This window comes from Methanobrevibacter sp. YE315, assembly GCF_001548675.1.
Lineage (GTDB): Archaea > Methanobacteriota > Methanobacteria > Methanobacteriales > Methanobacteriaceae > Methanocatella.
On record NZ_CP010834.1, the window covers coordinates 1,566,769 to 1,592,703 of the forward strand.

The 25,935-nt window shown below is 34.3% G+C and carries 19 protein-coding genes; 4 read left to right on the plus strand and 15 right to left on the minus strand.

What is annotated here, in order from left to right; translation table 11 throughout:
* Nucleotides 1–14: 14 nt before the first annotated feature.
* Together TL18_RS07045 and TL18_RS07050 are read right to left on the minus strand one after the other, a co-directional pair.
* Nucleotides 15–1,418, minus strand: coding sequence for a hypothetical protein (locus tag TL18_RS07045; protein ID WP_067043456.1), 1,404 nt, complete (start codon nt 1,416–1,418; stop codon nt 15–17).
* Entirely contained in the window at nt 1,411–2,211 is an 801-nt protein-coding gene (locus TL18_RS07050) for a class II glutamine amidotransferase (RefSeq protein ID WP_067043459.1), read from the minus strand. The genes TL18_RS07045 and TL18_RS07050 overlap by 8 nt, the downstream gene beginning before the upstream one ends.
* A 249-nt stretch (nt 2,212–2,460) precedes the next feature.
* Here TL18_RS07050 and TL18_RS07055 point away from each other — a divergent pair, with 249 nt between their 5' ends.
* Complete coding sequence (locus TL18_RS07055; protein ID WP_067043462.1) at nt 2,461–3,213, plus strand: HesA/MoeB/ThiF family protein; 753 nt, start codon at nt 2,461–2,463, stop codon at nt 3,211–3,213.
* A gap of 17 nt (nt 3,214–3,230) precedes the next feature.
* On the opposite strand, the gene fdhD is transcribed toward TL18_RS07055, so the two are convergent.
* Nucleotides 3,231–4,061 carry a formate dehydrogenase accessory sulfurtransferase FdhD gene (gene fdhD, locus TL18_RS07060; RefSeq protein WP_067043466.1) on the minus strand — a complete coding sequence of 277 codons (831 nt, stop codon included), beginning with the start codon at nt 4,059–4,061 and terminating at the stop codon, nt 3,231–3,233.
* A 73-nt stretch (nt 4,062–4,134) separates the two neighbouring features.
* On the minus strand, nt 4,135–5,073 hold the full coding sequence (locus tag TL18_RS07065) for an ABC transporter substrate-binding protein (RefSeq protein ID WP_067043469.1): 939 nt from the start codon (nt 5,071–5,073) through the stop codon (nt 4,135–4,137).
* A gap of 49 nt (nt 5,074–5,122) precedes the next feature.
* On the opposite strand from TL18_RS07065, the gene TL18_RS07070 reads away from it, so the two are divergent.
* On the plus strand, nt 5,123–5,737 hold the full coding sequence (locus TL18_RS07070; protein WP_067043473.1) for a class I SAM-dependent methyltransferase: 615 nt from the start codon (nt 5,123–5,125) through the stop codon (nt 5,735–5,737).
* Between the two features lie 11 nt (nt 5,738–5,748).
* Here the strand turns inward: TL18_RS07070 and TL18_RS07075 are convergent, their stop codons facing one another.
* The 8 genes from TL18_RS07075 to TL18_RS07110 form a co-directional block, all read right to left on the minus strand.
* Nucleotides 5,749–6,606: an HIRAN domain-containing protein gene (locus TL18_RS07075; protein ID WP_067043478.1), complete on the minus strand. Its 858-nt coding sequence runs from the start codon at nt 6,604–6,606 to the stop codon at nt 5,749–5,751.
* Between the two features lie 16 nt (nt 6,607–6,622).
* On the minus strand, nt 6,623–8,293 hold the full coding sequence (locus TL18_RS07080; protein ID WP_197031819.1) for an MATE family efflux transporter: 1,671 nt from the start codon (nt 8,291–8,293) through the stop codon (nt 6,623–6,625).
* Complete coding sequence (locus TL18_RS07085) at nt 8,293–9,567, minus strand: ATP-grasp domain-containing protein (protein WP_067043484.1); 1,275 nt, start codon at nt 9,565–9,567, stop codon at nt 8,293–8,295. The genes TL18_RS07080 and TL18_RS07085 overlap by 1 nt, the downstream gene beginning before the upstream one ends.
* Nucleotides 9,568–9,579: 12 nt before the next feature.
* Nucleotides 9,580–10,854 carry an ATP-grasp domain-containing protein gene (locus TL18_RS07090; protein WP_067043487.1) on the minus strand — a complete coding sequence of 425 codons (1,275 nt, stop codon included), beginning with the start codon at nt 10,852–10,854 and terminating at the stop codon, nt 9,580–9,582.
* Between the two features lie 18 nt (nt 10,855–10,872).
* Nucleotides 10,873–12,156, minus strand: a complete 1,284-nt coding sequence (locus tag TL18_RS07095; protein WP_067043490.1) for an ATP-grasp domain-containing protein — start codon at nt 12,154–12,156, stop codon at nt 10,873–10,875.
* 5 nt (nt 12,157–12,161) lie between these two features.
* Nucleotides 12,162–17,198, minus strand: a complete 5,037-nt coding sequence (locus TL18_RS07100) for a non-ribosomal peptide synthetase (protein WP_067043493.1) — start codon at nt 17,196–17,198, stop codon at nt 12,162–12,164.
* A gap of 1 nt (nt 17,199) precedes the next feature.
* Nucleotides 17,200–20,220, minus strand: coding sequence for a non-ribosomal peptide synthetase (locus TL18_RS07105; RefSeq protein ID WP_197031820.1), 3,021 nt, complete (start codon nt 20,218–20,220; stop codon nt 17,200–17,202).
* 172 nt (nt 20,221–20,392) lie between these two features.
* The gene (locus tag TL18_RS07110; RefSeq protein ID WP_067043499.1) at nt 20,393–20,605 is read right to left on the minus strand and encodes a hypothetical protein; all 213 of its coding nucleotides are present in this window, start codon (nt 20,603–20,605) and stop codon (nt 20,393–20,395) included.
* Between the two features lie 179 nt (nt 20,606–20,784).
* Here TL18_RS07110 and TL18_RS07115 point away from each other — a divergent pair, with 179 nt between their 5' ends.
* The gene (locus TL18_RS07115; RefSeq protein WP_067043502.1) at nt 20,785–21,969 is read left to right on the plus strand and encodes a coenzyme F420-0:L-glutamate ligase; all 1,185 of its coding nucleotides are present in this window, start codon (nt 20,785–20,787) and stop codon (nt 21,967–21,969) included.
* A 210-nt stretch (nt 21,970–22,179) separates the two neighbouring features.
* Nucleotides 22,180–23,583 (plus strand): pyruvate kinase, encoded by a 1,404-nt coding sequence (pyk, locus tag TL18_RS07120; protein WP_067043506.1) that lies wholly within the window; start codon nt 22,180–22,182, stop codon nt 23,581–23,583.
* 41 nt (nt 23,584–23,624) lie between these two features.
* Here the strand turns inward: pyk and TL18_RS07125 are convergent, their stop codons facing one another.
* The 3 genes from TL18_RS07125 to TL18_RS07135 form a co-directional block, all read right to left on the minus strand.
* Nucleotides 23,625–24,644 (minus strand): adenylosuccinate synthetase, encoded by a 1,020-nt coding sequence (locus TL18_RS07125; protein WP_067043509.1) that lies wholly within the window; start codon nt 24,642–24,644, stop codon nt 23,625–23,627.
* 103 nt (nt 24,645–24,747) lie between these two features.
* Nucleotides 24,748–25,341, minus strand: a complete 594-nt coding sequence (locus TL18_RS07130) for a hypothetical protein (RefSeq protein WP_067043512.1) — start codon at nt 25,339–25,341, stop codon at nt 24,748–24,750.
* A gap of 1 nt (nt 25,342) precedes the next feature.
* Nucleotides 25,343–25,933: a DUF6891 domain-containing protein gene (locus TL18_RS07135; RefSeq protein ID WP_067043516.1), complete on the minus strand. Its 591-nt coding sequence runs from the start codon at nt 25,931–25,933 to the stop codon at nt 25,343–25,345.
* Nucleotides 25,934–25,935 lie beyond the last annotated feature (2 nt).

Genomic DNA, 25,935 nt, shown 5'->3' on the forward strand with positions numbered 1-25,935 from the left:
TTTCATCCCTTGATTTAAATATTGATACTTCCATAATCTTCAATTATTTTCTCTAATTTTTCTCCTTTGTGCAATGATTCAATGACAGTTTTTCCAGGATTCGTATGCTCTTTAATACGACCATATAATGGTTTTAAGAATAGTTCTTCACCAATTCCCCTTTCAATCAAACCGTCATTTGCCAAATCAACAATATCCTTTGACAATCCACATAAATCCTGCTTATTGATAAATGCAGGTATTTCTTCTTGAATCAACAATTTTCTAAGTTCCGTTGCAGTATACCCTTTGTGATAAATCACATTATCATTGCTAATCAGCTCATCCAATTCATCTAGCCTATTTTTAAGACCTAAATGAAATGCGGCCACAGTCATAGAATCCCTAATTGGCTGAGTACATACACTTCTAAACTCAACGGTTCCTCTAAACGTTAAATTGATAAATTTAAATGGCCTTAAGTATTCAACATCATCAATAGATGGCTTTATGTCAATTTGTTCATACTTGCCGTCCAGATATATTTCCCCGCGGACCGATTCCTTTTTAAAATATTCCTGCAAGTTCATTGTCGGAAAATTAATGTAAGATCCATTTCTAATCACACAATAGATGTTTAATGATTCCAAGTATGCTTCCAGATCATCAATATCCTTGAAATCAACATCATACATTCCAATATTGTGAGGGTTAATTCCATGAGTTGAGTATTCCCACAATGCATCCCTAAAGCAGGTTACATGCTTATTTTCATCGAACAATACGGAATTTGAAAACAGTAATGCCTTGATTGGTTCAATTTTTGAAAATACATTAATCGTTTTTACCAAATCATCCTTGTAGACGTCCAATTGCACCTGTGATGCTGATGAGAACATTCCATATTCAGGGTAGTTATGGAAGTGCATTGGAAGATTTTTATATCTTGTAAATGACTTTAAGTGATGATAAAGCATCAGATATCTTTCGGAAGGAATTGGCTTATCCTGATTGTATTTTCTATAAGGATTTATTCCCATTCCAGTTAATGTATGATTATATTCTTCAAATGATTCCTTTACAAAAGAATAATAATCTATAAACCGCTCATTAATGCTAAACAAGTCCCTTTCACGACCCATAGCAAATTCAATATTATTATATGAACAGTCATAGCAAACAATATCATCTGTTTTATCGTTTTTTAGGGAAAATACATTCCCGTCATAATCTACCCCATCTTCTTTAAAATCAGAATATTGTTTTTGAAATTTAGAAGTGACCTTGTGGACAATATCAAAATCCACAGCCTTTTTGTCAAGATTGATTATTGGAATTTCAATTTCAATTCCTATGAAATTTTTCTTTTGATATGTTGGTTTAATAAATTGACTATGCAATCTGTCTCTTATCATCTTTTGAGTAATCTCTTCAACCATAAAATTTATCCCCTTTTTTAAGCGAATCCATGAAATTTTGTATGTATTCCTCATGCTCTTTAGTTAAAATATACTCATTTTCATGTTCTTCACTTTCAAAAATTATATTCCCGTCAATTAATCCGAATAATTTATTGAGTTCCACCTGCATCCATCCCTCTTCGTCATTTACCGGCGTGGACGCAACCAGAAAACTGTCATCGCTTTTTAAATAATAAAGAGACTCCTTCATGTTGGAATGAATATAAGTTAAATCCCCATCATAAATCATCAAATTGAGCTTGTTATTCTTTGATAAATCTGCAATAAGGTCTGACAGCAGATTGAATCTTTCTTTAATTGTTGATGGAGCTCCCTTATCCTTTTCAAATTCATTAACTTTATCGATTATATACAATAATATTCTTTCAGAGTCAGTATCCCCACTTTCGAATTCTTTATATTTATCTAATGGAGGATAATCGAATATTGTCCCGTTATGGATTAACATCCATGACCTATTGCTATCATCCATCTCAATAAATGGATGGCAATTGGGAGATACAATTTCGCCCATTGTGGCTAATCTGATATGGGCAAAAACATTTTTACTTACAACAGGATTGGACAATATGTTTTTTAAGTGCTGACTACATGTGGCTTTAACAGGTTCTTTATCTATGACAAATCCATTGGATTGCATATTTGCTAAACCCCATCCGTCCGGATGTTGTTCAGAGTGATTATAAAAGCATTCAAGACATGTATTTAATTGTTTTGGCTTATTTGAATTAAAACAAAAAATCTCACACATTGATTATCCTCCCATTCATATTTAATACATTACAATGTTACTTGTAACTATTAAAAATATATAACTATTGTTATATAAATATTTCTAAAATGAACATCTTCCTAAATTTCAACTAACAAAAAAATCCTAATTTAATAAAAATTCAATGGAATTTTGAAAAAATTTATATATTTAACCATACTAATTGTATTTATAGAAAAAAATAACTATTGTTATATAATTGATTAAACAAACGCAAATGGTGAAAAAATGCCAACAAGATATATTGGAGACGGCTATTGGGAAATAGCTTCACGTCAAATGAGTATTGTAACAAGAGAAGAACAAGAGAAATTTAAAAATGCAAAAATTACAGTTATCGGCTGTGGCGGAATCGGTGGAGAAACAATAGAAATGCTTGCCAGAATGGGTGTGGGAGAACTAGTTTTAGTAGACCAAGATGCATTCGATTTATCAAACTTAAATAGACAGACATTAGCGTCAATAACAGAATTGGGCCTTGACAAAAGTAGCGTAGCGGCAGAAAAAGTAAGATTAATCAATCCCTATGTCAAAACAACTACATTCAATGAGCATATAGATCAAAGAAACATTGAAAAAGTCATCAAAGATTCTGATATTGTAATAGATGCACTAGATAATGTTTTAACCAGAGTGATTGTATCAAGAAAAGCAGAAGAAAAAAGAATCCCATATATCCATGGTGCAATTCACGGAACCTTAGGGCAAATTAGCGTATTTTTACCAAATACTCCAAGTTATGAAGAAATGTTTAATTTACCTTCACTTGGAAAAGAGTTAAACGATGAAACAATCGAAGAATTAAAAAATGTCACTTCAGGCGTTCCACCAGTAATCGGACCAACACCTAACTTAATTGGATGTCTTGAAGCTTTTGAAGCTTATAAAATTATAACTGGAATTGGAAAAGTCACCGTAGCACCGAAGATTCTGACTTTTGATTTGTTAGACTTATCCACCTTCAGTTTTGATGAAATCTAAAAAGTGGATAAATTTAATTATTTATCCAAATTTATCCTTTCGGGAGCAGTAAAAATCGTAAACCTGTTATCCCGAACAAAACCAACCATTGTGATGTTGCCCATTCGCGCCACATCAATGCCTGACGATGCCGGTGCCGCATTTGATATGATTATCGGAATTCCAACGCGGATTACTTTAATCAGCATGTCAGCGGGCATCCTGCCACTATATGAAATATAACATCTGGAAAAATCATACCCCTCTTTTGAAGCTGCACCAATCACCTTATCGACAGCAACATGACGACTTACATCCTCACGGATTATAATTTTATCCTCATATTTCAATTGGGCAACGTGGACTCCAGCTGTTTTCTGCCATATCCTTGCTTCGTCGGTTAGATGTTTGATATCCTTGATTATCTGTGTTGCATTGATTGTAAAATCAGACACATTTGGTTCAATGCTTTTTAACTCGGATCTTATCCCTCCAGCATTGTCTGAGTTCACTCCCTGATATTCAAGTAATCTACATACACAGGCATGTTCACAGTTTCCTTTTCTCTCCTGAACAATGCCCTCCTGTTCCCTATCCTCTTCAGGATTGTGTGTAAGTCTTGTTGAAACTAATACATTCGTACCATCAAGACTTATGGATTCAATATCAGAATAATCTTTAATTAATCCTTCACCCAAACAGTATCCTATGGCAAAATCCTCCAAATCCTTAGGATAAGTCGAAAACTTACGGGGAGGCAAATAATCAATGAACAAATATGTATACTCATCATCAACGCTATTTTCCTTTATTGTGAAATATTTACCATCCTTCCATTGAATCACTTCAGTTTGTCTTAAAAAATCCATTTTTACAACCTCAATAAAAAATATTAACAATTGTTATATTTAAATTTTAAAAAAAATAGTAGTTAAAATAGATTTAACTACCTTCCCAGAATATTTTATCTTGAGAAATCGGTTTCTTCAAGACGCCCAAATCGACTTCCAAATTCATAAAGTCCATAACATCCTGTTTATATTTATCATCTAAACCGGATATCAATGAAAATCCGGATAAAGCCTTTTTCTCAACTTCCACATCAGAAACTATATCCTTAGGCAAAAGGCCTGCAGCCTCATCAGTATTATTGTTGATATAATCTGTTGCATTTTTATGGATTTCCAAAATAGTCTTGGTTTCATTTGTATGCTCATTTATAAACTTATCAGAAGCCACCACTACACAACATGGATGATTTGGCAAGATTTCAGAAGAATCAACTAAAACATTAGCCCCGTTTTTCTCAGCAATTGATACATAAGGCTCAAAAGTAATCATTCCATCAATCTTATCAGTTTTTAAAGCATCATTCATTGAAGGAACTTTCATGGCTGAAACTTTTACATCCTTAATATCCATTCCATTCTGTTTCAAGTAATAAGTAAGCAACATGTGCTGAATTGAAGCTTCACCAGGTGTAGCTATTTTTTTACCCGCTAAATCGCTGACAGAACTGATGTCTGAGTTTTTAGCAACAACAATTCCACTGCCTTCAGTTTGAGCAGCTGAAATTACCTTTACAGGAACACCTTTTTCGATTGATGATAACACCGGTGTGATTCCAACATAACCAACATCAACATCACCACTAGCCATGGCAGTCATCAAGTCACCACCGTTGTTGAATTGGACTAACTTAGTGTTAATGCCGTTTTCTTGAAATTTGCCTTGTGCATCAGCAACAAAAAGTGCTGCATCATGATCTGACGGCAAATAACCTATTGTTACAGTATCGCTTCCCCCTCCCATAAGGAAAAATGCTCCAACAGCAACAATAGCTATAACTGCAATAATAATTCCAATAATTTTATTATCCATTAAATCACCAATTAATTATATATTACAAAATTAATTAAAGGTTTTGATTATGGTAGCTGAAAAGATTGACCAATGTATGAAACCCCATGGCGATGAAGGAATTCAAACAATTGAAAACATGAATGAAAACCACAAGGAAATCTCTGAATTCGCTTTCAGCTTAGTGAATGTTAACAATGACGATGAAATATTGGATATCGGCTGCGGAGGAGGAGTCAATATTGAAAAATTCCTTAAGCTGACCTCCAAAAATGTGGACGGCCTCGACTACTCTGAAGTTTCAGTGGGTGAAAGCATCAAAAGAAACAAGTCTGCAGTTGAAAGCGGAAGATGCAAAGTCATTCAAGCGGATGTCAGCGATATGCCAATTGAAGATGAAAGCTATGACCTGGTTAGCGCTTTTGAAACAATCTATTTCTGGCCAGAGATTGGCGAAACATTCAAAGAAGTATATCGCATAATAAGGCCTGGCGGACAGTTCCTGATTGGACAGGGAACAGACGGAAACCATCCCGACGATGAAAAATGGCTGGCAACAGTTGAAGGAATGAGCGTTTATACAGCACCCGAACTGGAGAAATATCTTCTCGATGCAGGTTTTAAAAGCGTTGAAAGCAACGTTAAAGAAAATGACTACATCATGGCCGTAATTGCACAAAAATAGGTATTGAAAGATCAATCAATGAGTTTTAAAATTACATATCTTTCTAAGAAAATAAACAATACTTCGGCTTTCTGATTGTCCTCAATGAATTTGATTTCACTGGCGCTTTTAACCCCGTCAATCAATGTATATGGACTATTTGCAACATAACCTATCTGCTCATCAGCCAAAAAGACACCTATTGCATCACTATCGTGCTCATTGTCCGGCTGCTTAACTAAATTCACTATAACTCCTTTTTCAAATGGTTCCAATCCCTTAAAAAAATTAGTTCCTGAAACAGTTATCAATACATCCTCATTATCTTTTAAAAATTCCCTCTGGGTGGATATCTCATCAGCCTTTTCAAATTCGCCTTCAGCCTTCAGGTAATATATTCTTGTTTCAATGGGCTGGCCCAGGCTTTCAAATATTTCCGCTTTCAAAAACCAGTACTCGGATGCATCCTCATCATCAGGCAGACACTCCAAAGCTTCATCAATTAGACCCATAGCCTTTTCGTAATCCATATCCGGGAAAAATGTGATTTTGGCAAAATTGTATAAGGCATTCGCTTTATTTTTCCTTATAAAATCAGAATCATTGAGCCTTAAAGCATTATCAAAACATTTTACGGATTGTTCAAAATCGGATAAGCCGTTTAAAATAAGTCCTTTGACATTCCAATTCTCAAAATTCTTGGAATCATCTTTAAGAGCATCATCAATAAGGCTTAATGCCTCTTTTAACTTACCTTCTTCCTTTAATTTCAAGGCCTTATCAGACTTTGAGATTTCCTGTAACCTGAACGTGGTCTGAACGGTATTGCCTTCGATTGCATCCTGCGAATAATCCAAATAGTTCAGATCCTTATTGGGCTGATTTCCCATCATATCACCAAAAATATTAATTTGAAGGTGATTGCAACCATGTATAATACATTCCCATCAAATTATCCTGTTTAACATTATCCTTTTCAATAGTAGGCTGTTCTGCAATGCTTCTGATTCTAGCAACGAAATCATCATCCTTTTTGATTTGTATTTCAAGACAGCCCTTCTTATTCTCTCCAGAACCATTAATGAATTCCAACATGTCTTTGATGATAACATCCAAATCATCAATTACAGACTGATCTAAATTATTTTCCTCAATAAACTTAGCCATTTCACCTAAATCATCTTTACTGTATGTCTCATCGAAATTCACTATTTTATTTACTTCATCTTCAACTTTTTCAACCAAAAAGAACCCTTCCAAATTAGGGGATTTTCTATCAATATACCAGTTAACGGCAATTATTCCAATTAATATCAGGAGTTCGCTAAGTGCAAATGAGACCCATAATGCATTAAGACCCATGAATGGAGCCAATATGTATGTCAGAATAATCAGCACAGCAAAACCATCCAGTATACTAAGTGAAATACTATAAATCTTTCTTCCTATAATTTGAGCATATGAAATGAACAATACGATTGTTCCTCTAAACAGGTATAATGCAGAAAATATTCTAAGCCCATTAACGGTCATGGCAGCTAAATTTGGTTCATAAACATTGAACATTGCCAATACTGCTTGCGGAAATAGTTCTAATAATAAAAAGAAAAGTATTGAAAAGACTATTTGAATTTTCATTCCCATATCCAAAATTGTTTTAATAGCATGAAAATCCTTTTGCCCATATAAAAATCCTACAATAGGTATTATAGTACTTACTAATCCAGAAACTATAATCCCAGTCATTGACATTGTTTGAATACAGACAGAAAAAGCAGTTACACCACTAATTCCTGCAAAAAATGAAGAAATATAATTACCAAAAAATGTCTTAACTACAAATGACAGTTGTCCGATTGCAGAAGGCAACCCAATCAGGAATATTGGAATAAACAGACCCCAGTCAATATTGGAAACTTTAGATGTTATGATGGATGCTTTTTTCATTTTGATTAACAAGATGATTATTATAGCACCTATAATATATCCAACAGTTGTAGCAAGGGCAGAGCCTTCAACACCCATTGAAAACCCACGAATAAATATGAAATCAAACATTAGGTTTATGATGTTGGAAACGGCAATAATCAATGTAGCATATTCCGGTTTTCCCGCAACCGGCAGGAAATAGATGATTGATTGAGTTATAATTATAATGGGCGCACTTAAAAGCATTATCTTGACTAACAAATAATAATGCCCTCCATAATTGACGTTGCTGCTTAAAAAGTTAGAAACTTCCGTATTAAAAAAAACTGCCAATATAATGAAGATTAAAGAGACAACAACAGAATAAACTAAAGCAAGAGAAAAAACTCCGCCGGCATTTTCCTTTTTTAATTCACCGATAAATGATGCATATTTAACACTGCCCCCAATTCCAACTACAATTGCAAACATTGCATATAAAAGCAATATGGGCATTGCTAGATTAAGCAATCCCAATGCATCATTTCCTAAAAGATTCGCCACTACAATCCCATCTACAAATTCGTTGAGTGAAATTGCAACGGCGGTCAATATTGAAGGAATTAAAAACTTCAGAAATATATTATTTAGATTTTTATTTTTGCTCATCATTTTTTAATTGTAAATACTTTTTCTATATCCTCTTCTTCAATTTTCCGGATAACCTTAAGATCTTCCATTATTTTATCCTTGTTTCTGTTTGTCAGGTGAATTATGCCTCCTGATGTAGATAAATCAACAGTTTTTGGGTAAAATCTATTTTTTCCAAAATCAATGATTATATCTGCTGATTCCAATTGGCCCAAAACTTCTTCCATGTGGTTTTCAATGACAAAGCAGTCTTTAGGTACAATCAAATCTTTTTTGATATAATAGTAATCCCTTTTAAATTCTTTATTGAGTTTTTCATGGAATTCATCTAAGTCAAGGTATGCTTCAAGAGCAGCACTTGCATGACTGTCTCCCCATGCCTTACGTTCCACAGAATAGACCTGCATTCCACCATTTACCCTGCCGTTTACTTCCATGAGGGCAGGTCCTTTCTCATCCACTTTGTATTCTGCATGTATTGCTCCATATTCAATTCCAATGGCGGATATTACCTTTTTGTGATATTCCATAATTTCCTTAAACACAGGGTCATCATTATCAACAGTTATTATGTATTCATATATTGGAGCTCCGCCTTCAAGTTCGATTTTCTTTTCTATATATCCAGTAACGATTCTGTTTACACCCTTGCATGATACGGAGTCAAGACCATACTCTTCACCGCCGATATATTCTTGTATAAGAATCTCATCGTTATCCAGCATGTGTATGTCTTTGTTGAGGTTTACTGCTTCAGCTATTTCTTCGTCGGTTTCACATATGCAAACTCCAACTGAAGCCTGACCAACACTAGGCCTTATGACTACCTTGGAACAGTCGGCTTCCAGCATGAATTCCTTTGCTTCTTCGAATGTTTTAATTGCTCTGCTTTTTATGTATCGTATGTTTGCCTTTTTAAGTGATTCCTGCATGCATCTCTTGTTCATCATTTTTTTAAAGAGGTTTGGATTATTGCATGGCAATCCTAATTCATAAGACATTTTATTCGCCCAAATGAGACCTACATCACAGCCAGGTATTATCAATATTGGATTGAGTTTTTTTATCATTTCAAATGTCTTTTCATAGCTTTCATCAGCAAAAAGAATATCAGGTTTTTTATCAGTCACTAATTCATACTGTGCATCATGCAAAAACCTTTGCAGTTCCCTTTCTTCTTCCGGCTGGTATAATTCAACACAAACCGGATTATAGCCAAGCTCCCTAATTTCATGAATATAATTGACTCCAGATGAAACGGCTTCTATAACCACAATATTTCCCTTTTCCATAATATAAACCTCTTATTTTTCAATCGTGAATATTTTTTCAATTTCTTCTTTTTCCATTCTCTGGATAAAAGCAACATCTTCCATCAATTTATCCTTGTTTCCATGTGTTAGGTGAATTATGCCTCCGATGGTAGATAAATTTACAGTTTTTGGATAAAACCTATTGCCTCCAAATTCTATAGCCACATTAAATGATTCCAAATCCTTAAAAACATCATTTACATGAGATTCAAGAACAAAGCATTCTTTTGGCATGATTAGATATTTTCTTACATAATAATTATTAATCTTTAATTCTTTATTTAATTTTTCATGGAATCTATCTGAATCCAAATACGCTTCAAGAGCCGCACACGCGTGACTTTCTCCCCAAGCCTTATCTTCAACCGAATATATCTGCATTCCGCCATTCACCCTGCAGTTTACTTCCATGAGCACAGGCCCTTTGCTGTCAAATTTGTATTCGGCATGTATCGCCCCATATTCAATTCCAATAGCTGGGATTACCTTTTTGTGATATTCCATAATCTCTTTAATATTAGGGTCATCTTCATCAACGCTTATTAAATAATCCCGTGTTGCAGCCTCACTTACATTTGGGACATTTTTATACTTATATCTTGCAATGGTTCTGTTGATGCCCTTGCATGAGACTGAATCAACAACGTATTCTTCACCCTCAATATATTCCTGTATAATCATTTCATCATTATCAAACAGTTCAATGTCCTTGTTTAAATCTATTGCATGTTTTAACTCATCGTCATTTTCGCATAAGCAAACTCCAACCGAAGCCTGACCGATGCTAGGCTTTATGATGACTTTAGAAAAATCATTTTCAGACATGAATTCCTTAGCTTCCTCAAATGATGTGATGGCTTTGCTTTTTATGTATCTCAAGTTTGATTTTTTAAGTGATTCCTGCATGCATCGCTTATTAGTCATTTTAATTAAAAGTTCTGGCTTGTTTCCAGGCAATCCCAATTCATATGCCATCTTATTTGCCCAAACAAGACCTGCATCAGAACCTGGAATTATTAATATTGGATCCAATTCTTTTATCATTTCAAATGTCTTTTCATAGCTTTCATCGGCTGAAAGAATATCAGGATTCTTATCAGTTACCAGTGCATACTGCACATCATGCAAAAACCTTTGCATCTCTTTTTCCTCTTCACCACGATATAATTCAACGCAAACCGGATGATATCCTAACTTCTCTATTTCATGAATATAATTAATACCGGATGAAGTGGCTTCAATTACCACAATATTCTTCTTTGCCAATTATAACCCTCTATTTCATTATGCATTATTTTCCGTCTTTATAGTGAAGATTTTATCAATTTCCTCTTTTTCCATTTTCCGAACAAAATTAACATCGTCCATTAATTTATTCCAATCCTTATTAGTTAAGTGAACTAAACCTGCAGCAGTGGACAAATCCACAGTTTTTGGATAAACTTTATTTTCTCCAAAGGATACAGAATAATTAAATGAATCTAACTCTTCAAAAACAGTTTCTACATGAGATTCCAGAACAAAACATTCCTCCGGCATGATTAAATCTTTATTGACATAATACTGATAAATTTCCAATTCATTATTTAATTTTTCCTGGAATTCATCCAAATTCAAGTATGCCTCCAGAGCAGCGCCGGCATGGTTTTCTCCCCAAGCCTTATTTTCCACTGAATAAAGCTGTAAACCTCCGGATACCCTGCAGTTTACTTCCATGAGTACCGGTCCCTTGTCGTCGACTTTGTATTCCCCATGTATTGCACCATATTCAATTCCAATTGCGGGAATAACTTTCTTGTGATACTCAATAATTTCATTAAACAAAGGATCGCTTTCATCTACTGAAATCGAATAATCATAAATTGCAGCTCCACCTTCAATTTGGATTTTTTCATATTTATATCCGGCAGTGATTCTATTCACACCATTGCATGAGACAGAATCGACAATATATTCATCACCACCGATATATTCCTGTATAATCATTTCATCGTTATCCAATACATCCAAATCTTTGTTGACCTTCATAGCTTCAATTATTTCATCCATATTCTTACATATGCAAACACCAATTGAAGCCTGACCTATTCCAGATTTTATAACGTATTTAGAGGAGTCTGTTTCTGAAATAAATTCCTCAACCTCTTTAAGTGAAGTTACTGCTTTACTTTTTATGTATCTTAAGTTTGATTTTTTAAGTGATTCCTGCATACATCTTTTATTCATCATTTTTTGAAGGATTGCTGGATTATTGCATGGCAATCCTAATTCATAAGACATTTTATTCGCCCAAACAATGCCTGAATCAGAACCGGGAATTATTAATATTGGATCCAATTCTTTTATCATTTCAAATGTCTTTTCATAGCTTTCATCGGCTAAAAGAATATCTGGATTATCGGTTATCAGCGCATATTGCAGATCATGTAAACCCCTTTGCATTTCCCTTTCTTCTTCATCGCAGTATAATTCAACGCAAACAGGATGATATCCTAACTTCTCTATTTCATGAATATAATTAATGCTTGATGAAGTGGCTTCAATTACAACGATATTTTCCTTTTTCATGAGTCCTAACCCCCATAAATAAATTTTTTCATAGCGGGAACGATATATTCCAATGCGTCCTGAGATATAATGTCATTGTGTTCTACTGGTATTTGAATTATTGATAGTTTATCCTCCGGTATTCTTCCGTCATAACCTCCTGCCCTTCTTGCTAATACATAATCGTACATTTTATCGGCTGCAATCGATAAATCCTCTTCAGGTTTTTTATTAGCTCTGAAATAGAGAACTTCACCGCCATAATAATAGCCCGGCTTATAATCAAGCCATATTTTTGTAGTCAATCTGACATTATAAACAATATCTTCCATGTTCTCATCATCGCTCACGAATTCATCATTTAGATATTCCCTTGCATGTAGAACTTGGTCTTGAATTATTAACTTCTGAAGATTCTCATCAGCTATATTATGGGCATCCATTATGATGAGCTTTTCAACTTTTTCACCTTGCTCTGTAAGTTGAATCGCCATTTCATAAGATACTGCACCTCCAAAACAGACCCCTCCTAAATAATAAGGCCCTTCTGGTTGAACACTTTTCATAATATCAATATATTTCTTAGCCAGCTCTTCAAGAGTGGTGATTTTATCTTCCTTATGAGTGATATTATAGTGTTCTATTACGAAAAATGAATAGTCATCCTTGATTTTCTCGGACATATGATAGAAGAATTCGCTTCCATAACTAGCTGGATGGATAAAGAATAAATTCTTTTTATCCGGATGATTTGAGAAAGAATGTATGTCATTTTCATAAATAATGTCTTTTTTATAATATATGATTTCATCCAAAGCATTAGTGAATTCCTTTTTGAATTCAAGCATGGTCTGGTCGCTGAATCTTTGACTATTGTACTCCAATTCAAAATGAGTTTCATGGTTTAGAGAATAACCATTCAGATTAACATCTGAACCGTAATTATTTTCTGATCCGATAAAACCTGCCAGATTCTGTTGATAATTAGGAACGAACATTTCACCGGTACTGACCTTATTCATTTCACCAAGATAATTGAAAGTGAATAAAGGTATTTTTTTGGTTCTGATGCCCTTTAAAATAGGAAAACCAAATCCATTTTGCGGAATGTTCGATAGATTATCCCCAACATAATTAATAATGTCCTCCATATCTTCAGCATCGGATTTTAGGAATACAGGATAACATGTTGTAAACCAGCCGACAGTCCTATCAATCAGCAAATCATCATCAAAGTATTCCCTTCCATGCCCTTCAACTCTAAATGAAAGTTCGTTTTCGCCCATGACTTTTTTCCATGCTTTGAAAATAGCTGAAATAAATATTGCATTTATTGAAGTATTGAACTGTCTGGAACAATCGGACAAAATCATTAAACTTTTCTGTTTGTTGAATTTCAGAGCTAATTTTTTCATGACTCTCTTTGATGTGGTGTCAGTATATCTTCCTTTTTTAATTTGACTTATCACATTATCCCAATAACTTTCCTGTTTAATCAAATCTTCATTGGAAGCATATCTGTTAATAGCTAAAGCGTAATCCTGATAAGAGCCTGTCTTAATCGGTAATCTGATTTTTTCATCGTATAATATCTGTGCATAAACTAAGTTCAAATCTTCAGTAATTATCCTCCAGGAAATGCCGTCAACAAGAAGGTGGTGCATGGCAATGTACAATCTATCTTCATCTTCTTGCCTGAATATTGCCAATTTTATTAAAGGTCCATTGAATAGGTCTATTTCACGATTAATCCTTTCTGTTTCACTAGGATAATCAAGGGACTCACAAATTTCTATTGTGAAATACTCATGTTCATCAACATCATCAATGACCATTTTTCCATCTCTGATTACTGTCCTTAAAATGTCATGATGATCAACAATAGTCCGCATTGCCTCTTCAAGAATATCAACATCAATCCTCTGTGATGCAGAAAACAGCATTGCCTGATTGAAATAAGAAGGATTTTCAAGTTCCAAATCCCAGAAATACTTAACAATAGGGGTTAAATCAACATCCCCCACATATCGTTCTTGTGATATCCTTTGAGCAGATACCTTATATCTGGCATTATCAGCGATTTTCCAGACTTTTTGACTGTCTAAAACTTCCTTAACAGTAATGTCAATATTCATTGCCCTCAATGATACTATCAGCATCATTACACTGATTGAATCCCCACCTAATTTTGAAAATTCATCATTACGGTCAATAGGGTTAGTAATATTCAATACTTTTGAAAATGCATAAGCAACCGCTTTTTCAAATAATCCTTCAGGCGGTTCAAATTCTTTATTCTGTTCAAATGAAGGGTTCGGCAACAAATCCCGATTAACTTTGGAATTAATATTCAAAGGCAATTCTTCAAGTTGCTTAAAGTAACTAGGAACCATGTACTCCGGCAGATTTTCAGATAGATATTTCTTAAATGATTCTTTGGAAATATGGAATTGAGAACAATAATAAATACACAATACATCATTTTTAACATCGGCTACAACATCATCAATACCCGCAAACATTGATGCAGTCTCTTCAATCTCATCAAGCTCAATTCTGAATCCTCTCAATTTAACCTGTTTGTCATCCCTTCCAATGAAAACGATATCACCATCTTCATTCAGGTATACTAAATCTCCACTTTTATATACTTTCAAATTAATCTCATCATTAGGATTGAAATTAATGAATCGTTCTTTATTAACTTCAGGCACATTTATATAACCTGCAGATACGCCATTTCCCCCAATCAACAGTTCACCAACCAGACCAGGGAGCAGAAGATTGTAATTCTTATCTACAACAAACAGCTGATAATTTGATAACGGTTTTCCGATTATACTGCCGTCAGATTCACCAACAACATCATAACATGTGGAAAAGATACTGCATTCTGTCGGACCGTATCCATTTATAAACCTATAGTTTTCAACTTTAAGTGGATGCAACTTTTCACCGCCAGAAAGAACAACCCTAAGATTATGGTCCAAACCATTAAGCAGATAAGCTATTCTTGTTGTGAAAAAGCCAACAGTAATCTTATTTTCATTCAAAAATTCAAGGATTAGATTTATGTCTTTCCTTATTTCATCAGGCATTACATAAACTGATGCTCCGCTAGTTAACGCAGCATAGATATCAATTAAATGAGCATCAAAACCAAATGAAGCAAAAGCGGATAATCTATCATTGGCATTTAATTCAAACTCATCCGTGATCCATCTGAAATAGTTAATAAGACCTTTATGTATCAGTTTTACGCCTTTAGGCTTACCGGTTGACCCTGAAGTGTATAGGATAACTGCTCCGTCTTCATGTTGAATGTCCGGAGTGAATTCCTCAACGGCTTTATCAAATTCAAAATCATTTTCATCTAAAATAATATCATTAAACTCTCCAATATTTTTCCTTTCGATATCCGAATCGGCTATTATGGCTTTAACACCCGCATCTTTACACATTGTCTCGATACGTTTTTGAGGCAAATTAATATCAAGAGGCAAGAATATTGCACCAAGCTTCATTATTCCAAGCGGGTAAGTTATCATCCTCTCACTTCGTGAGATATAAACTCCAACCACGTCCCCTTTTTTGATATTGGCCTTTTCAGCCAAAACAGAAGAAACCGCATTGGAAATATTGTCAATCTGAGAATATGTGAATTCATTGGAATCGTAATTGACTGCAACAGCATCCGGTTGTTTTATTGCATTTTGCTGAAATGCAGAAACTATATTATCATCCTTATCAATAGGCATCTCTTTTCCTTTGCCCAATTCAATAATTTCTTTTAGCACATCCTTGTTATCTAATGGAATCAGAGGTATCTCGCTTAATTCCGCATTAGGCAACATCATCATATTATGAATTACATTGGCAATTGATTCACTTAACAAATTAAGCCCTCTTATAGGCAAAACATTTTCTCCAGATTCAACCCTTATTTCATAGTTGGAATCCCTTAAACCAATTTGAACTGTAATCGCATCGTTAGCATCATTTCGTTTAAGATGTATTAACTGAAATTTATGATTTCCGATTAAAACATCATAATTCACATCCTTTTTAGCCACAAAATTAAAGAATAATTTAGGCCTTACCCCCATCTCTCCACAAAAATGGGTAAACGGATAATTGCTGTGCACCATGGCAGATTTCATTTCATTGTAGGAATCTTTTAAATAATCGATGACTTTAACATTTTTTGAATTGACATTCTTTATAGGAATGCTTTTTGCATGCATTCCATAACAGCGCCATAATTTCGGATCAAAACGCCCATGATAAATTGTCCAATAAGCAAAATCCTCATTTCTAGTAACTACAGACATTACATGGGAAAAAGCGGCCTGAAACAACATTATTGGTTTGATGCCGTTTTCCTTACACCAATTATCGCATTGCTCAATGTCAATATATGAGTGCGCCCATATCATTTCCCCAAAATTATCGGCAAGTTCATTTCCCAATGTAATGAAATTGGATTTTTCAAATTTCTTTAAAAGATAATCCTTTGATGACTTATATTCCTCGGTTAAGAATGATTCCTGTTCATCATTTACTGCATCATATAATGTGTACTCCTCTTCCGGCAGGGTCATTGTCTCATACAATTGTGAAAGGTCTTCCTGCAGTATTACTTTATTTATAACCGTATAATCTGAAATAATATGATGGATATCCCATAATAAATAAGGTCCCTTTTCCGTATTTACCAATTCAACTCTGGTTAAAGGTTCGCTCCCCAACAAGTCAAAGGGGCGAACAAAGTCATTTTCAATGTAATCCATTAATTCCTCATGGCTAGACTGCCTGATTTTAACAGGCATATCCATTTCATCATCAACAAACTGCAGAAAACGGCCATCATCATTAATCCTGAATCTTGTTCTGAATACCGGTCTTAACAAAAACAATTTTTTCCAGGCTTCAGATAATCTTTCAAGGTCAATGTCTGAAGACAATTCCACAATAAAAGGCAAATTGTAATATGTTGAATCAGGATACAGATTACAATAGGCCATGATTCCTAATTGGGATTGGAGCAACAAATATTCTTCCATATTATCCACCTTCTTTGACTAAAGAAATAAACTCTTTATTCAACAATTCATGGAATTCAACTGCATTTTCCTTAGAGTACATGCTGGAACAATATTCAACACCCGTGAGAATCTCATCGTTTTCATCTTCCATTACTGCAATAGCTACTCTCATCTTAGCTATATCACGTTCTCTAGGCACTTCCATCAATTCAGGTTTGAAATATTGGAATCCTTCGGAATTACGCAATTTTCCAAGGTAATTTACAAATAATGTATCAGTGGTAAATGATTCATAGTTTATAGACAAATATTCATAACTGCTGTTGGCAATACCGTTAATAACCTGATTTTTAATTTCTTTTAAGATTTCTTCATCATTTTCATAATCATTCAAGTCCAAACCTACCGGCAGGCTCTTGATTAAACATCCCATGGTATTGTCATAGTCATGGTTATTACGGTTATTGTATACCCAGTTAACAAGGACTTTGCTGTTACCTGATTGAGCACTTAATGCTTTAAGGCTTGCAACAACAGCAAGCACGTTTCTAGAAGTTTTGAATCTTTCTTCTGCCTTTTCAATATCCTCAACGCTCAATCCGGCAGGCCATATTCCTGTAATTTCAACACCATAACCTTCATCAGATAAATCATGGCTAGGAGATAATGCCCAACTAGACAGGTCACCATATTTGCCCAAGTAATATTTTTCCGCCTTTTCATAGTCGGAAGATTCATGAATAATCTCCATGTCTTTAATAAATGAGAAATAATAATCCTCAGGCAGTTCCTCACCTCTGTATGCAGAGACAATGTCTTTATAGAAAATGTTTGAGGATGTTCCGTCGCCTATCAAGTGATGGATATCCATGAATAGATAACAGGTTTTTTCTGTTTTGAATATTCTGAATCTGGCTAAAGGACCTCCAAAAATATTAAACGGAACTACCAAATCAGGAAGAATGTCTTCCAGCTCTTTTTCTGTCATTTCTTCTATTGCAACTTTAGGCAATAAATTTTCAATATAACGTTGCTTGATATGGGCTTCCCCATCAATTTCAAGAGTTGTGGACAGTACTTGGTGATTGTCTATTGTTTTTTGTAATGCTTCCCTGAGCCTTTCTGCATCAACCTCTTCATCTAATGAAAACAGGAAAGGAATATTCCAGACTGTTGAATTGAACTCACAGGATTGATCTATAAGCAAACGTCTTTGGAATGGAGTTAAATCATGAGATTTTGCCATTTCTTCTTTTTCCCTTGCTGATAGATTTTCCTTATTTTTTGAAGTTTTTGATTCGACAAGATTTACAATGCCTTTAATGGATTGTCCTTTAAAGATATCCATTGAAGAGATTTCATGCATTTTCAAATAATCCAATAACTCCATAGTAAGTACAGAATTACCTCCCAGGTCATAAAAGTTATCATTAATACTGATATCTTCGACATCAATGCTTAAAATCTTGGAAAATGCATTTGCCAATAAAATTTCGAATTCTGAAGTAGGTTTTTCAAATTCTTCCTTATGTGCGGACACATCAATTTCCGGAAGATTGCTTCGGTCAATTTTTCCGTTGATGTTTCTTGGCAGTTTATCCAATTTTACAAAAATGGATGGAATCATATAATCAGGTAATTTTTCAGCGATTCTATCTTTAATAGCTGAAACAAATTCCTTTTCATCATCAATCGGGTGTTCTGTGGCGAAATAGCAAACTAAATTATCTCCACCATGGATGTTTTCAAGGGTGCAGACAACTTCTGAAATAGCTTTATCCTCCTGAATTACTATTTCAACTTCAGCCAATTCCACACGTATTCCATTAATGTTAACCATGAAGTCATTTCTACCGTGATACTCAAAAAGACCATTTTCATCCAAGGACATCAGGTCTCCTGTCTTGAACATTATATCATCATCGCTAAACGGACAGTCAACATATTTCTCTTCGGTCGCTTCCGGAAGGTTCAGATATCCCTTGGATACTCCCTCACCAGAGACACACAATTCTCCTACAACACCGCTTTCAGTGATTTCATTTCCGTCTTCATCAACCAGATATGTCTTCCAAAACGGACCAGGTTTGCCTAAAACTCTCGGTGAATCATCCTCTTTCATCAGATTACTAAGCACATATCCGCACTCAGAGCAGCCATAATTCTCAAGAACTAAAAAGTTGTTTGTTTCAATGTTCTGGAGTTTTTCACCTCCACTATAAACAAATTTAATGCTCAAATCAGGATATGTTTTTGAAATGTATCTCAAGACCTTTGAAGGCATGGACATGACTGTAATGCCATGGTTTTGAATGATATTGACAATTTTCGGAATATCCAATTTTTCTTCTTCATCCAGAATATATGAAGTTGATCCGTTGATGATTGGTGTTAATAACTCAGAGTATACTATTGTAAAAGAGAATCCTGTCATGCATGCGAAATTATCATCTTTTGTATATTCATAAAAGTCCTGCCAACAATTAAGATTTGAAATGGAAAAGAATTTCTGTCTATGAACAACCCCTTTGGATACTCCAGTGGACCCTGAAGTATATGCAATCATCCCCTCATTTTCCAGATTTGATAAGTTTATAGGATCTTTAATATAATTTTCATCCTTTCCGATAATATCCTCAATATCGAAAATATTGCCCTCAATGCCTGTTTTATCAATATCCAAAGAGGAGATTATGCATCTGCAATTAGAATCATGGATAATGTAATTTTTCCTCTGATTAGGAAATTCAGGATTAACATTAACAACACAGCATCCTGCTTTAATAATACCCAATAAAGTAGCGACAAATAATTTTTTACGTGGAAGCAATATACCAATCCTTTCACCATCCTTTCCCGCTTCAATATTGGCTTCAAGGTCAATTCCTTGATTATTGCATTCATTAACAATGAAATGAGCTATACCATTAGAAATCATGTCAAGCTCATGATAAGAATAAGAACCATATTTATCTTTTAAAGCAATTTTATCAGGATACATACGCACCATATTACTAAATAGATTTACTACTGATTCCATGATAAACACCTTATAAAAAAGTCTATTTAACAAATATATTAAATTTATTGATTGAAACATAAACTAGAAAAAATAGTTGATTATGAAAGAATTGATTGTTTATGCCCTAATATTTTACAATTCAAAAAAAATTAATAAAAAAAATTAAAAAAAGAAAATTTATCCAATTTTCCTATTGATTCATCAGATATGCGTCATAAGCAGCATACAATGAAATTAGCAAGTTGATAATGCTAACAAACCAACTTCTGAATACTAAAGCTGCAAGAGCACCTACAACAATTGCTGCAACAAACAGGATTATACCTTTCTTTAAATCCCCGGAGATAGCTTGACCTAAACCAGGAATGAAAAAGGATAATATAGCTGCAATAATAGAATTCATATTTTTCCCTCCATTTAACTTTGATATATTAATATTTGCATAAACTTTAATATATATGATTTGATTTATTAGGTCAAAAATGAAAGGAAATCTTAACATTTATATAATTATAAAAAATATAAAGTATATAGGTTGAAATTTATTCAACAACACTTATAGTCATATAGGAGTTATAAAACATGAGATGTGTTGGTACAGTTGTACGTGGAATAAGAACACCTATCATTAAAGAAAACGATGATTTAGCCACAATAGTTGTAGATTCATTAATGGAAGCAAAAGAAAGTGAAGGATTTGAATTCAAAGACAAAGATATCGTTGCAATTACAGAAGCGGTTGTAGGTATATCAGAAGGAAATTACGTAACCGTGGATGATGTTGCACAAGATTTACAAAAAAAATTCCCATCTAAAAACATTGGAGTAACAAACCCTATTTTAAGTAGAAACAGATTCTCCATTATTCTAAAAGGTATTGCAAGAGGAATGGACAAGATTACTCTTTTAACATCTTTCCCTGCAGATGAAGTGGGAAACGGTATTTTAGATGAAAATATTCTAGATAAAAGTGAATACAATTTAGGAAGTGTCATAACTGAAGAGGAATACTATGAAACCTTCGGTTCATGGAAACATCCATTCACTGGAATAAACATGATTGACTTCTACAGAGAATTAATCGAAAGCGAAGACTGTGAAGTTGAATTTGTCTTCTCCAATGATGTAAAAACAATTCTTGATTATAACACTGATGTTTTAACTTGTGATATCCATACAAGAGAAAAAACCACAAAATTACTCAAAGAAAAAGGAGCACATGTATACGGATTGCACGAGGTCTTAACTGAACCTATCGGAGATTCCGGTTGTAATCCTGACTACGGATTGCTTGGTTCCAACAAAGCAACAGAAGAAAAATTAAAACTATTCCCAAAAACAGGCGACACATTAGTCAGAGAAGTGCAAAAAAGATTAATAGACCTTACCGGCAAACAGATAGAAGTGATGGTTTACGGTGATGGTGCATTCAAAGATCCTGTTGGAAAGATTTGGGAATTGGCAGACCCTGTTGTCTCACCAGCACATACTGACGGATTAGTAGGATATCCAAATGAAATCAAATTAAAATATGTTTCTGACAATAAATTCGCTGACTTGAAAGGCGATGAATTAAAAGAAGCTATTAAAGAAGAAATAAGACACAAAGATAAAGACTTGACTGGACAAATGATTACTGAAGGAACCACACCAAGAGTATTGACCGATTTAATCGGCTCATTATGTGACTTGACCAGCGGTTCCGGAGATAAAGGAACACCAGTTATATTTATCCAAGGTTACTTCGATAATTTAGCAAATGACTAAATTTCGAAACCTTTCCCTTTTTTTATTTTTAAAACTATTTTTCAAAAAGATACAAATAAAGAATTAATACTCATTCTAATTCATCTACGGCCACATTTCACAAACTATATAACTTTCATCATTTTAACTATTAATTAGTTAGAGATGTGATAATCTCCATCCTTTTCAGATTAGTGTATAATTAAAAGAAAGTTATTTTAAGATGATAATATGAAAAAAACAAAAATTATATGTAGTATAGGTCCGGCATCTGATTCTGTTGAGGTTATGAGTGAAATGGTTAAAAATGGTATGGACTGTGCACGTATTAATCTTAGCCATGCCACCGAAGAAGATATACTGAAAACAATTGACGTTATTAGGAGAGTACGTAAAGAAACCAACGTTCCTGTCGCCATTATGTATGATACTAAAGGACCTGAGTTCAGAACACTGAAATTTAACGATGGGGGCATTACCATTCATGAAGGCGATACCATCAAGATGAGTAAGACCTGCATACATGGTGATGAAAAGGAATTCGGAGTCAATCATAGCGAGGCCATAGACTTTATAAACATAGGAAACAAAGTGCTGATAGATAACGCTTTGCTTGAATTGGAAGTCATTGATAAGAAGGATGATTTTGTTGTATTGAAAGCCTTAGGCAATGGCAAGATTCAGGATAATAAAACAGTCAATGTTCCTGGAGTTGATTTGAAATTAAATTTTATAAGTGAAGTAGACAAAAAGGATATCGCCTTTGCAGCACAGCACTCCTGTGATTATCTGGCATTATCATTTGTGACCACTAAAGAAGACGTGATTGAAGCCCGTAAAATCATCGAGGAATCCGGAGGAGATGCACTTATTATTTCAAAAATTGAAAGCCACAAGGGCATCGGAAATATAGATGACATAATTGATGAATCTGACGGCATTATGGTGGCCAGAGGAGATTTGGGAGTGGAAGTTCCAATGGAAAAGCTGCCGATGCTTCAAAAGAGCATTATTAAGAAATGTCGTGAAAAGGGCAAGTTTGCTATTGTCGCCACTGAAATGTTGGCTTCCATGTATGAAAATCCAAGACCTACAAGAGCAGAGGTATCGGATGTGGCTAATGCAATATTAGATGGAACTGATTGCGTTATGCTTTCCGGAGAAACCACCATTGGAAAACATCCGATTGAATCAGTTGAAATAATGAATAGAATATGCAAATATGTAGAATCCACTATTGATTATACAAAACATGTCGCTTACAAAGGAACAATCGGCGTTAGCGATACAATTGCCAAACTAGTTGTAGGTGCCGTTGAATTTTCTGACATTAAAGCGATAGTCACAACCACCATGACCGGTTTTACAGCTCGAAGCATCAGCAATTTTAGACCAAACACAATAATTCTGGCATGTTGTCCTTCCAACCACATTGCAGAGAAAGTTGTTTTAAACTTTGGCGTTAAACCAGTCGTTACAGAAATATATGAAAGCACTGATGAGATGGTTGAGAATGCGAAAATAATTGCTCAAAAACACTTAGGCCTAAACAAAGGAGATTTGATAGTGGTTACTGGAGGATTTCCATTAGGCGAGGCGAAAAAAACTAATTATCTAAGAATTGAAGAAATATAATCCTTGTTTAGTGTATGAAATAAAAAAAGAAAAAAAAGAAGTTATAACAACTCTTTTCTTAAATCAATAGTGTCCTTTAAATCAGGACCTGTTGAAATAATAGTAACCGGCACACCGGTTTCAGTTTGAATATCTTCTATGAATGCTTTAGTTTCAGCGGATAATTCACCGTAGTCTTGAACACGGGCACAGTCAAACAATTTGTCAACGCAAGTTAAAGCAATTTGAGTTGCACCATTGATTCTGCAGGATTCTTTTGCAAGCTCCATGTCAAAGTAACCAATTCTTCTACGACGACCGGTTACAACACCATATTCTTCAAGACCTTGTCTTTCAGCTTCCTCTTGAGTCATTTCTGTCGGGAATGGTCCGCTTCCAACACGGGAAATGTAAGATTTGAATACATTAATGACTTCATCTATTTTAGTTGGTCCAACACCTACATCTGCAGCAAAGGTTGAAGCAGTGGTATCCTTACTAGTTACGAATGGATAAGATCCATAATAAAGAGATAAAGCAAATCCTTGAGAACCTTCAATAAATACTTCCTCACCATTATCAATAGCTTCATTACATGCTAAAGACACATCAGTAAGGTATTCCTCCAATTCCGGAATATCGCGAGCTATCTCAATAGTTCTCATTACCCTGTCAGAATTTGCAGGTCCGCAACCTGAACCGGTACTTCCTATCTTTTTAGACAGATATTCAGAGTTCTTATCCCTGGATAAGTGATCTTCATTAATAATAGCACATCTAGGGTCAATACACATTCTTTCTTTTACATTATATTTTTTTAAATCTTCAAATTCCTTATATAATACATCCGGATTCACTAAAACTCCTGCACCAATCATGAGTTTAGCGCCAGTATGTACAAAACCGGAGGGGGTTAATCTTAAACCATATTTTTCTCCGTTGAATTCAACAGAGTGCCCTGCATTTGGTCCTACTCCTGCACGAGCAATTATATCTGGTTTATCAGCATCGCAAAGGTAAGTAATACATTTTCCTTTACCTTCATCACCCCATGCTCCGCCAACTAGAATACTACAAGTCATTTAATAACTCCTTAAACATCAATTTTTTTGGAAATCAGTAAAATTTCCAACCATATTAACTATATAATTCATAATTAAAAAGCTTTTTCCAATGATGGAAAAATTATTTTTCATCAAACAACAACGGATGGTCTTCACACATCGGATCTTTAATGATATTCCTTTTTTGATGATATTTCAAAAGATAAAGAACCCATTGGTTTGAAAGTTCACGCAGTGAAGAATCATCCAACCTCTCGAATGGTGAAAAGAAATCCATTTGATTTCCACCAACGACAAGGGCTATTTCATTAGTTTCAACTAACATGAAAAAGTCATTGCGAATATTGTGAATATCAAAATCGTCCATGACGGTAATTGTCTTTTCCTTTTTGAAATTGTAGAAAAATGTATTGAGATATTCAAAATCAATGAATTTGACATCTTTAATATTGAAAAGGACGTCTTCGCTTAATAATTGGCTTTTATAATTATACTTGGATAGAAACTCAATATCCCAAATATTGTTATAGAATGCTGTTATAAAAGAATCTTCAGCAAAACGAACAGTCAATGAGAATCCTTCGTCAGCCTTAGGAATTCCTAGTTCAACATCCTTGAATCCTAAATAAATAGAATCCTGGGATATTTCGATTGAAGTAAATTTACCTGAATTAATAATCACATCACGAATTAAATTTAAAGATTCCGTATTCATTTTAACACCTATTATTTACAAAAACCTCATAAGCTCCTTCAATTTCATATTCTTTTTCATCATCGTATGATTTGTCCCATATAAACGGATTAATCTCAATTTGGTTGTTAACAGTTTCGTCCCAATTAATATTAAACTCTTCATTTTTCAAATGTTCAGCAACAATTTTTCCAATTTCCAATGCCTTTTCTTCACTGTTTTCAAAATCACCGAAGGTAATTCTTAACTTATTTTCAAAGACTGCTTCTTCAATATCCTCGAAGGTGTAAAAACAGAAGCCTTCTGCATTGAACTTATTATTATTCAAATGGACGAAAAGTTCAAATGCATCTCCGACACCTTCCTCAATATCATAGCCGCAATTGTGAATAGCTACAATGTTTTCAGATACCAATCCGTTAAAAACCTTCTCCAATCTGGAAAAATTCTCACAGGAATAATCATTTGGAGAAACTTCACAATCGGTAAAGTCAATATCTTCCTCAATAAATTGGTCTTCCAATATCTCAATTATTTCATCGGATGAGAAAAAACCAGATTTAGCAAGCAAATCCTTCATATATTCGATTTCTTCAACTAAATCCGGATTCATTT